Raw genomic sequence first — 11761 nt, forward strand, 5'->3', positions numbered from 1 at the left:
AGGACGGCCGATCCAACAAAAATGTTACGGGGCACCCAGCGACCGGATGCCCCGAACCGATATCGAAAAGACATCGTTCAAGCGTTGATTACGCGTGGATGGACTTCGCAAATGCGCCGAGAGCCGCCTCCTTGACCGCTTCCGACATGGTCGGGTGGGCGTGGCAGGTGCGCGCAAGGTCTTCGGAAGATCCACCGAATTCCATCAGGACAGCAGCTTCGTGGATCATCTCACCGGCACCGAAGCCGACGATGTGAACACCAAGCACGCGGTCGGTCTTTGCGTCCGCCAGAACTTTGGCAAAACCGTCGGTCTTGTTCATGGCGCGCGCGCGGCCGTTTGCGGAGAAGACGAATTTGCCGGTCTTGTACTCGACGCCGGCCGCCTTCAGTTCTTCCTCGGTCTTGCCGACGGAAGCGACCTCCGGCTGGGTGTAGACAACACCCGGGATGACATCATAGTTCACGTGACCAGCCTGGCCTGCCAGCATTTCGGCAACGGCAACGCCTTCGTCCTCGGCCTTGTGGGCCAGCATCGGACCGACGACCACATCGCCGATGGCGTAGATGCCGTCGACATTGGTCTTGTAGTGGGTGTCGATCTTGACGCGGCCGCGCTCGTCCAGGGCAACACCTGCCCCATCAAGGCCCAGGCCTTCCGTGTATGGACGGCGACCGATGGCAACCAGAACGATGTCGGCCTCGAGAACCTGCGCATCGCCGCCCTTTGCCGGTTCTACAGTCACGGCAAGGCCCTTGCCTTTCTTCTCGACACCCGTGACCTTGGAGGACAGCTTGAATTCCATGCCCTGCTTTTTCAGCATGCGCTGGAAGTTCTTGGAAACGTCACCGTCCATCGGGCCGAGGATCTTGTCCATGAACTCCACCACGGTCACTTCCGACCCGAGACGGTTCCAGACGGAGCCGAGCTCAAGGCCGATGACACCACCACCGACGACGAGCAGCTTGCCGGGCACCTTGTCCAGTTCCAGAGCGCCGGTGGAAGAGACCACCTGCTTCTCATCGATCTCGACACCCGGCAGCGGCATGACGTCGGAACCGGTGGCAATCACGATGTTCTTCGTTTCCAGTACGCTTGCCTTGCCGTCGGCATCGGTAACTTCGACCTTGCCTTTGGCCAGGATCTTGCCGGTACCGGTGTGAACGTCGATCTTGTTCTTCTTCATCAGGAAGGCAACGCCGTTCACATTGGCATCGACCACACCGGTCTTGTGTTCCATCATCGCCGGCAGATCGAGCTTGGGCTTTGCGACCTTGATGCCGAGTTTTTCGAAACCGTGGCCGGCTTCCTCGAACATTTCCGAGGCATGCAGCAGCGCCTTGGACGGGATGCAGCCGATGTTGAGGCAGGTGCCGCCAAGCGTTGCGCGTTTTTCGACGACAGCCGTTTTCAGGCCGAGCTGCGCAGCCTTGATCGCGCAGACGTAGCCGCCAGGACCGGTTCCGATGACGACGAGATCATATTGGGACATTTTGGTCGCCTTTGCCTCTTTCATTTCTGGTTTGAATGGGGGTTAGGGAAGGATTGCCCGGCCGCCGGAGACATCGAGGATGGCACCGGTCGTATAGCTGGACTGGTCGGAGAGAAGCCACAGAATCGCTTCGGCCACCTCGTCGGCGGTTCCGGCACGTTTCAACGGCAGTTTGGACCTGAGCTGGGCCACCCGGTCAGGATGGCCGCCCGAGGCGTGGATATCGGTGTCGATAATGCCGGGACGAATACCGTTGACGCGAACACCTTCGTCGGCAACTTCCAGCGCCAATCCGACAGTCATGGTATCGATAGCCCCCTTGGAGGCTGCATAGTCGACATATTGGGAAGGTGACCCCAGCTTGGAGGCTGCAGACCCGAGATTGACGATCACACCGCCGGTGCCGCCATGCTTGGTCGACATGCGCCTGACCGCTTCGCGGGCACACAGGAAGGCGCCGATCACGTTGATGGAGAACATTCGTGTCAGACGTTCCAGGGTCATTTCATCGACGCGCTGGGAATAGTCGACAACACCGGCATTGTTGACCAGGCCCTTGAGGGTGCCGAGCTTGTCGGCTTCGGCGAAAAGATGCAGCACGTCGGCTTCGTTCTGGACGTCACCCTGAACTGCCACGGCCTCGCCGCCGGCCGCCTTGATTTCCTCGACGAGAGCATCAGCGGCAGCCTGGTTGTGCGTGTAGTTGACGATCACCTTGTGACCGAGCGCCGCAACCTTGCGGCTGACGGCAGCGCCGATCCCCCGGCTCCCGCCCGTTACCAATACAACCGTGTCAGTCATGAATTCCCACCGGCTCCCGTTCCTATTGCCCTTGAATGCGCGTCAGTTCTTCAGCGCCGCGGCCCGCAGCCCAGAGGCCTTTCAAATGCCCGTCCGCCATGACCGCGTAAACCACCGGCGTCTTGTCGCCCCAGTCCACTGTCAGTACGTTGCCGTCCAGTTCACCCACGCCGCGATAGCTGTCGGTGCCGACTGTCCAGATCAGCGTGAATGTCCGGCCCTGCTGCGTCAACACGACCGTACCGTCATATGTCGTGCCGTCCGGGTTTCGGCCGGCAACCGAATAATTGCCAGTCAGCCCTTCCGCCTCGACCGGTGCAGTGCGCGAATAGAGCGTCAGCTTTTCGCTGGCCGAGCCGTCCGCCCATTCACCGTCCAGCGTTTCCGCGCCAGTGAAGGAATAGACGACAGGGTGCTTGTCTCCCCAGTTGACCACCAGCATGCGGCCGGCGAACTCGCCGACGCCGGTGAAGACGTCGGTTCCGATCCACCAGGTAAGCCGCACATTCCGGTCTTCCGGCGTGATTGCCAGCATGCCGTCGTAGGTCGTTCCGTTCGGGTTGGTTCCCTCGACCCGGTAGACACCCGAGATCTGGCGGGCCGGACCGGTGCGCGCGGTGCTCTCCTTGAGCGCGGTTCCGATTGCCGCAAGAGCGGCCATCTTGGGCACCGATCCCGCCGGATTATCAGTGCTGCCGTCAACGAAGGTAAAATCTCCGAAGAAGGACGAGGAAATCCAGGGCGTTTGCTGGCCGTTCGTTTCCTGGAAGACACCCTTCAGCGTGCGCTTGAAGGTTTCTTCCAGATTGAGCGCCGGGGTCGCGATGGCGCTGGCCAGATGCTTGGTGAAAGGGCTGTTGCTGCCCTGCCCGTCCAGAGCCACGGAGCCAGGTGACGTCGAATACGAGACGAACAGGCGCGCATTGCTGTCGATCCGCGACAGGCCGGACGATGCCCCACCGAGGGGATTGTTGCGGCAAGCGTCCAGTACGACGATGTTGAGCCCGTCATGGGACGACGTCATTACTTCCACGGCCTCGCTGACCGCGACCGACTGCTGCTGCAGGACTTCGTCCGCCGGCGCATCCCCAGCCACAGGCAGCAGGTAGTTTTCGCCCTTAATCTGGATACCGTGGCCGGCGTAATAGAACAGGCCGACGCCACCCTCCTTTTTCAGCCGATCACCGAAGGCCCGGATCGCCTGTTCCATGGCATCACGGTTGGCGTCAGTCTGAAGGATGACCTCGAAGCCGGCCTTGTCGAGGGCGCGGGCGATGGCCAGAGCGTCATTGACCGGATTGGCGAGCGGGCCATAGCCATATTGCGCGTTTCCGATCACAAGCGCAGTGCGTTGTTCGCTTGCGTGCGAAGAGACTATCAGTCCGAGGACGGTCCAGACGACAAGAACAACCGAAAGGGCATAACGCTTTATGGCGTTCATATTCCTGTTTCTCCTGACCGTCTCACACCGTGTCGGCGATGATCCGATTATTGCTCCGCCAGAGCCAGCCGCAAGCCGAACCCGGCAAAGGTTGCAGCCACGGTCCGGCGCATCCAGACCATCACGCGATCACTCTTCAACACTTTCTCGCCGACCAGTGAAGCAAACGCGCCATAGATGACAAAGACAACGAAGGTCATTGCCATGAAGACGCCGCCCATCAGCAGCATGTCGAGCGTTGGATTGACGGCATCATGGCTGACGAATTGCGGCAGGAAGGCGAGGAAGAATACCGTCAGCTTGGGATTGAGGATGTTGATCAGGAAGCCGGTGCGCGCCGTTGCAAGGAAGCTCTTGCGCGAACCCCTGTCAGCTTTCAGTTCCATCGGTCCGCTGTCTTTCAGCGTCTGCCAGGCGAGGTAGAGAAGATAGGCGACACCGGCGTATTTCACGCCCTGGAATACCAGGGCACTGGTGTGCATCAGCGCCGCCAGGCCCACGACGGACGCCAGAATTGCGGGAATGATACCGAGGGTGCAGCCGAAGGCCGCGGCAACGGATGCCTGACGGCCTCTGCCAAGTCCGACGGCAACCGTATAAACAACACCGGTGCCCGGAACAAGCACCACGACAAGAGCAGTAATCAGAAATTCCAGGCTCACAATGCGGCTCCTCCTGGGCCAGACCGACGGGCATTCAACCGCGAGAGCTGGAACGCCGCTGGCCAGGCAACCTTAAAATGTCCGGGCACCCTGCCGGGGCGTTCCCGGCAAGGCACAAGCTAGGCACTGAACCGGATCAGAGATCCAGAACCAGACGCTGCGGATCTTCCAGGCTTTCCTTGACGCGAACCAGGAAGGTCACGGCTTCCTTGCCGTCGACAATCCGGTGGTCATAGGAGAGCGCCAGATACATCATCGGGCGGATAACCACCTGGCCGTTCACAGCCATCGGACGTTCCTGGATCTTGTGCATGCCCAGGATACCGGACTGCGGCGCGTTCAGGATCGGCGAAGACATCAGCGAACCATACACCCCGCCATTGGAGATGGTGAAGGTGCCGCCGGACATATCAGCCATGCCCAGCTTGCCGTCGCGTGCCTTGCGGCCGAGGTTGCCGATTTCCTGCTCGATCTCGGCGATGGACATCTGGTCCGCGTCGCGCACAACCGGAACCACAAGGCCCTTGTCCGTGCCAACGGCGACGCCGATGTGGCAGAAGTTCTTGTAGATGATGTCGGTGCCGTCGATCTCGGCATTGACTGCCGGGATCTCTTTCAGCGCATGGGTCACCGCCTTGGTGAAGAAGCCCATGAAGCCGAGCTTGACGCCGTGTTTCTTCTCAAACAGGTCCTTGTACTGCTTGCGCAGTTCCATGACCGGGCCCATGTCCACTTCGTTGTAGGTGGTAAGCATGGCCGCGGAGTTCTGTGCGTCCTTCAGGCGGCGCGCAATGGTCTGGCGCAGCTTGGTCATGCGAACGCGTTCTTCGCGAATTTCGTCCTGGGCGGCAACCGGGCCACGGGCAACGGGAGCAGCCGACGGGGCTGACGACGAAGAGGTTGCACCGGAGGCGATCGCGTTGATGACGTCTTCCTTCAGTACCTGACCACGCTTGCCGGACCCGGCAACCTGGTCGGCGGAAAGGTTGTTTTCAGCCATCATCTTCTGAGCAGACGGAGCCGGCGGCATGGAAGACCCACCGCTTGCGGCCGGAGCGGACGCAGCCGGTGCAGCGGCTGCCGGAGCAGCAGCAGCACCTTCGCCTGACGGATCGATCTGGCAGAGCAGAACGCCGGGTTCCACGGTCGTACCGGTTTCGACTGCGATCTTGACGATGGTGCCGGCAACCGGGGCCGGAACTTCCTGGGCCGCCTTGTCGGTTTCCAGTTCCACCAGCGTGTCGTCGGCCTTGACGACATCACCGACCTTCACGCTCCATTCGCCGACTTCCGCCTCGGTGACGGATTCGCCTGCGCTCGGCGTGACGACATCAACCAGCTGGGCCTTTTCGGATTTGGTTTCGGCCTTGGCGTCAGCCTTTGCCGGAGCCGCTTCAGCCTTCGCGGCCGGAGCACCGGCGCCTTCTGCGATCTGACCGAGCAGGGCGCCAACTTCAACGGTGTCGCCTTCCTTGACCACGATGCTTTCCAGCGTGCCCGCGGCCGGTGCCGGAACTTCGACGGTTACCTTGTCGGTTTCCAGTTCCACAAGGGGCTCGTCCTGGCTGACGGCGTCGCCCGGTTTCTTGAACCACTGCGCAATAGTCGCTTCGGAAACGGATTCACCCAGCGTGGGGACGCGAATTTCGGTTGCCATGGTCGCCTTCTCTTAAAATTACCTGGCCAAATTTTTGAAAGAGGGCCCGAAGGCCCTCTTGTGACTAACTTCCCAGAGCCTCTTCGAGGAACGCCTGCAACTGCGCCAGATGCGAGGACATCAGGCCGGTTGCGGTCGATGCCATCGCATTGCGGCCAGCATAGCGCGGGCGCTTGTGCTTGGCGTCGATCTGCTCCAGGACCCATTCGATGTAGGACTCGACGAAGAACCAGCTGCCCATGTTCTTGGGCTCTTCCTGACACCAGACCATTTCGGCCTGCGGGAAGCGCGCCAGTTCCAGCATCAGCGCCTTTTTCGGGAACGGATAGAGCTGTTCGACGCGGAGCAGGTAGACGTCGTTGACGCCACGCTTTTCACGCTCTTCGAACAGATCGTAGTAGACCTTGCCCGAGCACATCACGACGCGCCGGATCTTGTCGTCTGAAACCAGCTTGCCTTCCGAATTCAGGTTGGGCCCCCAGTCGTCCCACAACAGACGGTGGAAGGAGGACTCCGGACCGAGTTCCTGCAGCGTGGATACCGCCTTCTTGTGACGCAGCAAGGATTTCGGCGTCATGAGGATAAGCGGCTTGCGGATATCGCGGCGCAGCTGACGACGCAGGATGTGGAAGTAGTTCGACGGCGTCGAACAATTCGCAACCTGCATGTTGTCTTCAGCGCAAAGCTGGAGGTAACGCTCCAGACGGGCGGAAGAGTGCTCAGGTCCCTGACCTTCGTAGCCATGCGGCAGCAGGCAGACGAGGCCGGACATGCGCAGCCACTTGCGCTCACCCGAAGAGATGAACTGGTCGAACACCACCTGGGCGCCGTTGGCGAAATCGCCGAACTGGGCTTCCCAAAGGGTCAGAGCACGCGGCTCTGCCAGCGAGTAGCCATATTCGAAGCCGAGCACGGCTTCTTCCGAGAGCATCGAGTTGATGACCTCGTAGCGCTGCTGATCGGGAGAGACGTTGTTGAGCGGAATGTACCGGCTCTCGTCTTCCTGATCGTACAGAACCGAATGGCGCTGCGAGAACGTGCCGCGTTCGCAATCCTGACCGGACAGGCGCACCGGGTGGCCTTCCTTCAGCAGCGAACCGAAGGCAAGCGCTTCAGCGGTAGCCCAGTCGATGCCTTCGCCGGTCTCGATCATGCGCTCGCGCTGGTTCATGAAGCGCGCGATCGTGCGGTGGATGTTGAAACCGTCCGGCACGTGGGTCAGAGCCCGGCCGATCGACTTCAGTTCATCCATCGGCAGACCGGTTTCACCGCGACGCGGATCGTCTTCGTCGTCGGCCCGTTTCATGCCTGCCCACTTGCCGTCCAGCCAGTCGGCCTTGTTCGGCTTGAAGGCCTGGCCGGCATCGAACTCGTCGTCCAGATGCTTGCGCCAGTCGGCTTTCATGTGCTCGACTTCGTCCTGCGTCAGAACACCTTCCTTGATCAGGCGTTCCGAGTAGAGCTGCAGCGTCGTCGCATGCTTGCGGATCTTGCGGTACATGATCGGCTGCGTGAACGCCGGCTCGTCGCCCTCGTTGTGGCCGAAGCGGCGATAGCAGATCATGTCGATGACCACCGGACGATGGAACGTCTGGCGATATTCGATCGCGATCTTGGCCGCAAAGACGACGGCTTCCGGATCATCCGCGTTGACGTGGAAGATCGGCGCCTCGATGACCTTCGCCATATCCGACGGATAGGGCGAAGACCGCGAGAAGCGCGGGTTGGTGGTGAAGCCGATCTGGTTGTTGATGATCACATGGACCGAACCGCCGGTGCGGTGGCCACGCAGCGCGGACAGGCCAAAGCATTCCGCAACAACGCCCTGGCCGGCGAATGCGGCGTCGCCGTGCAGCAGCAGCGGCAGAACCGTGCCGCGGTCGATTTCGGTCGTGTCGACGAAGTTGCCGTTCTCGTCGGCAGCCAGCTGATCCTGCTTGGCGCGCGCCTTGCCCAGAACCACCGGGTTGACGATTTCCAGGTGCGAGGGGTTTGCCGTCAGCGACAGGTGCACGTCGTTGCCGTCGAACGTCCGGTCGGAAGACGCGCCGAGGTGATACTTCACGTCGCCGGAGCCTTCCACATCGTCCGGCGCGTAGGAGCCGCCCTTGAACTCGTGGAAGATTGCCCGGTGCGGCTTGGCCATCACCTGGGAAAGCACGTTCAGGCGGCCGCGGTGGGCCATGCCGAACACGATTTCCTTCAGGCCCATGGAGCCGCCGCGTTTGATGATCTGTTCCAGCGCCGGGATCAGCGCTTCACCGCCATCCAGACCGAAGCGCTTGGTGCCGGTGTATTTGACGTCCAGAAACTTTTCGAAACCTTCGGCTTCGACCAGCTTGTTCAGGATCGCCTTCTTGCCTTCCGTAGTGAAGGCAACCTGCTTGTCCGGACCTTCAATGCGCTCCTGGATCCAGGCCTTGGCCGCCGGATCGGAGATATGCATGAACTCGACACCCAGCGTCGAGCAATAGGTCCGCTTCAGGATGTCCATCATCTCGCGGATGGTGGCGTATTCCAGACCCAGCACGTGGTCGATGAAGATCTTGTGGTCCCAGTCGGCTTCGGTGAAGCCGTAGGAGGAGGGATGCAGCTCCTCGTGATCGCCCTTGCCGGCCAGGCCGAGGGGGTCGAGATCTGCATGAAGATGGCCGCGCATGCGATAGGCGCGGATCATCATCAGGGCGCGAACGGAATCGCGGGTCGCCTGATGAACTTCCTGATCCGAAACCGGCTCGCCCTTGGCTTCAGCCTTCTTTTTCAGTTTGTCGCCGAGCTTCTGCTCAATCGGGCCCCAGTTGCCGTCGAATGCATTGACGAGGTCGCCATTGGCCTCGATCGGCCAGTCCTTGCGTTTCCAGGTCGCCCCGCGAGCCTCTTTCAGCACTGCTTCCTTCTCGTCCTGGAAGGCCGCAAAGAAGTCCTGCCACTCGGCGTCGACCGAGCTGGGATCTGTCTTGTACTGTGCGTAGAGGTCTTCGATATAGGCTGCGTTGGCGCCGTAAAGCAACGACGTCAGTGCGAATACGTTGTTCGCTTCCTGCCGTGCCATGTCCTTTAGCGGAGGTATCCTCCGCCCTTTTGTTTAGGCGGGCCCGAAAAATTGACCCGCGGCCGGTTTCCCTACAATGGCCGATGGTTTCCACCGACCCCTCGAAAAATGGTTACGGCACGTCAACCGCGCCGGAACCCATCCTTTCATCATGCGACAGGAAACGTAAACAGTTTCCGTCCCCATCGCTAAAGATTCTTGCAGAATCAGCCCTTCAAGACTTCGAGAAGGGTCTCGCCGAGCTTCGCAGGAGACGGTGACACCTTGATGCCAGCAGCTTCCATCGCAGCGATCTTGTCTTCTGCACCGCCCTTGCCGCCTGAAATAACGGCACCGGCGTGGCCCATGGTACGGCCCGGAGGCGCTGTCCGTCCGGCGATGAAACCAGCCATCGGCTTGGACCGGCCGCGCTTGGCTTCGTCCTTCAGGAACTGCGCCGCGTCTTCTTCCGCGGAGCCACCGATTTCGCCGATCATGATGATCGACTGGGTTTCGTCGTCGGCCAGGAACATTTCCAGGACGTCGATGAACTCGGTGCCCTTGACCGGGTCGCCGCCGATGCCGACAGCCGTCGTCTGGCCGAGGCCGGCATTTGTGGTCTGGAAGACAGCTTCATAAGTAAGGGTGCCGGAGCGGGAAACAACACCGACGGAGCCTTTCTTGAAGATGGAGCCCGGCATGATGCCGATCTTGCATTCTTCCGGGGTCAGGATGCCCGGGCAGTTCGGGCCGAGGAGGCGCGACTTGGATTTCTCCAGCTTGGCCTTGACCTTGACCATGTCGGCAACCGGGATGCCCTCGGTGATGCAGACGATAAACGGAACTTCCGCTTCGATGGCCTCGATGATCGCTGCGCCCGCGCCTGCCGGCGGAACGTAGATCACGGAGGCGTCGGCACCGGTTGCTTCCCTGGCTTCGCCTACGGTCGCATAGATCGGCAGGGATGCAGCGCTGTCGACACCGGAAGACCAGGTCTCGCCACCCTTTTTCGGGTGCACGCCGGCGACCATCTTGGTGCCGTAATACTCAAGCGCCTGTTCGGTGTGGAACGTGCCGGTCTTGCCGGTCAGGCCCTGAACGATGATTTTCGTGTCTTTATTGACGAGGATAGACATCTATCATGTTTCCTTCGTATTGGCGGCACGCTGTCTAGACCGAGGTCCTGCAATGTAAATAACCAGAGATACAATGCAGGCAGCAGTCAGATTATATGCAACGGTAATGTAGGCTGCTCGAGCAATATCAAAGTCCTCCAGAAAATAGCTCGTCCATACGACAAGGCACAAAACTGTTGAAACGGCGATAATCACTTTAGAAACCAAGACTTCCTTTCGAACCGTCCATTTTCTACGCCCTACAATGGCAACCCATAAAGTCATCAATGCCGGACTATAGAGGAGCAGTAGGACCAAAAGCCCAAATACCATCTATATTGCGCGCCTCCGGGCTTAACCTTTAACCGCTTTCACGATTTTCTGGGCGGCGTCGTCGAGATCGTCAGCGGCGATCACGTTCAGGCCGCTTTCGTTGATGATCTTCTTGCCGAGTTCCACGTTGGTGCCTTCCAGGCGAACAACGAGCGGAACCTGCAGGCCGACTTCCTTGACGGCTGCAACCACGCCTTCCGCGATCACGTCGCAGCGCATGATGCCACCGAAGATGTTGACCAGGATGCCCTTCACGTTCGGATCGGACGTGATGATCTTGAACGCGGCCGTCACCTTCTCCTTGGAAGCGCCACCGCCAACATCAAGGAAGTTGGCCGGCTCGGCGCCGTAGAGCTTGATGATGTCCATGGTCGCCATGGCAAGGCCGGCACCGTTGACCATGCAGCCGATGTCACCGTCGAGAGCGACATAGGCGAGGTCGTACTTGGAGGCCTCGATTTCCTTGTCGTCTTCCTCGGTGACGTCGCGCAGCTCCATGATGTCCGGATGACGGAACAGAGCGTTGCCGTCGAAGGAAACCTTGGCATCCAGTACGCGCAGGCGGCCGTCCTTCATGACGATCAGCGGGTTGACTTCCAGAAGGCTCATGTCCTTCTCGACGAAAGCCGTGTGCAGGATCGGGAACAGCTTCATGCCGTCTTCACGTGCCGCATCGGTCAGTTCCAGCGCGTCGCACAGCTTGGCGGCATCGGCTTCGGTCACACCGGTTTCCGGATCGATCGGCAGGGTGACGATCTTTTCGGGGGTTTCTTCGGCAACCGCTTCAATGTCCATGCCACCTTCGGTGGAGACAACGAAAGCCGGGCGGCCAACGGTCCGGTCGACCAGAATGGAGAGGTAAAGCTCACGCTCGATGTCGGCGCCGTCTTCGATGTAGAGACGGTTGACCACCTTGCCGGCGGCACCGGTCTGTTTGGTGACCAGCGTGTTGCCGAGCATTTCCTTGGCGTTGGACGTGACTTCGTCCAGCGAGAAAGCCAGACGGACACCGCCCTTGGCATCAGCGGCCAGTTCCTTGAACTTGCCCTTGCCGCGGCCACCTGCGTGGATCTGCGACTTCACGACCCAGAGCGGGCCCGGAAGGCTCTTGGCGGCTGCTTCGGCTTCGTCGGCGGAGAAGATGGCAACGCCTTCGGCCACCGGTGCACCGTATTCCTTCAGAACGGCCTTGGCCTGGTATTCATGAATGTTCATGTGTTTCCCCCGTT

At 60.4% G+C, this 11761-nt stretch carries 8 protein-coding genes; all 8 read right to left on the minus strand.

Annotated features, from left to right (window positions below):
* Window positions 1–88: 88 nt before the first annotated feature.
* Window positions 89–1492 carry a dihydrolipoyl dehydrogenase gene (gene lpdA, locus B0E33_RS09020; RefSeq protein WP_031268678.1) on the minus strand — a complete coding sequence of 468 codons (1404 nt, stop codon included), beginning with the start codon at window positions 1490–1492 and terminating at the stop codon, window positions 89–91.
* 42 nt (window positions 1493–1534) lie between these two features.
* Window positions 1535–2293 (minus strand): SDR family oxidoreductase, encoded by a 759-nt coding sequence (locus B0E33_RS09025; RefSeq protein WP_077290998.1) that lies wholly within the window; start codon window positions 2291–2293, stop codon window positions 1535–1537.
* A 22-nt stretch (window positions 2294–2315) separates the two neighbouring features.
* A complete protein-coding gene (gene lfb1, locus B0E33_RS09030) occupies window positions 2316–3734 on the minus strand; it encodes an LIC10280 family protein (RefSeq protein WP_077290999.1) in 1419 nt (472 codons plus the stop codon).
* 47 nt (window positions 3735–3781) lie between these two features.
* Window positions 3782–4396, minus strand: a complete 615-nt coding sequence (locus B0E33_RS09035) for a LysE family translocator (RefSeq protein WP_022999012.1) — start codon at window positions 4394–4396, stop codon at window positions 3782–3784.
* 136 nt (window positions 4397–4532) lie between these two features.
* On the minus strand, window positions 4533–6053 hold the full coding sequence (odhB, locus tag B0E33_RS09040) for a 2-oxoglutarate dehydrogenase complex dihydrolipoyllysine-residue succinyltransferase (protein WP_062490813.1): 1521 nt from the start codon (window positions 6051–6053) through the stop codon (window positions 4533–4535).
* 64 nt (window positions 6054–6117) lie between these two features.
* Window positions 6118–9105 carry a 2-oxoglutarate dehydrogenase E1 component gene (locus tag B0E33_RS09045; RefSeq protein WP_022999014.1) on the minus strand — a complete coding sequence of 996 codons (2988 nt, stop codon included), beginning with the start codon at window positions 9103–9105 and terminating at the stop codon, window positions 6118–6120.
* Window positions 9106–9311: 206 nt separating this feature from the next.
* On the minus strand, window positions 9312–10220 hold the full coding sequence (gene sucD, locus B0E33_RS09050; protein ID WP_077291000.1) for a succinate--CoA ligase subunit alpha: 909 nt from the start codon (window positions 10218–10220) through the stop codon (window positions 9312–9314).
* A 333-nt stretch (window positions 10221–10553) separates the two neighbouring features.
* The gene (gene sucC / locus B0E33_RS09055) at window positions 10554–11747 is read right to left on the minus strand and encodes an ADP-forming succinate--CoA ligase subunit beta (RefSeq protein ID WP_077291001.1); all 1194 of its coding nucleotides are present in this window, start codon (window positions 11745–11747) and stop codon (window positions 10554–10556) included.
* Between the last annotated feature and the right edge of the window lie 14 nt (window positions 11748–11761).

It is taken from the genome of Roseibium algicola (assembly GCF_001999245.1).
GTDB classification, from domain to species: domain Bacteria; phylum Pseudomonadota; class Alphaproteobacteria; order Rhizobiales; family Stappiaceae; genus Roseibium; species Roseibium algicola.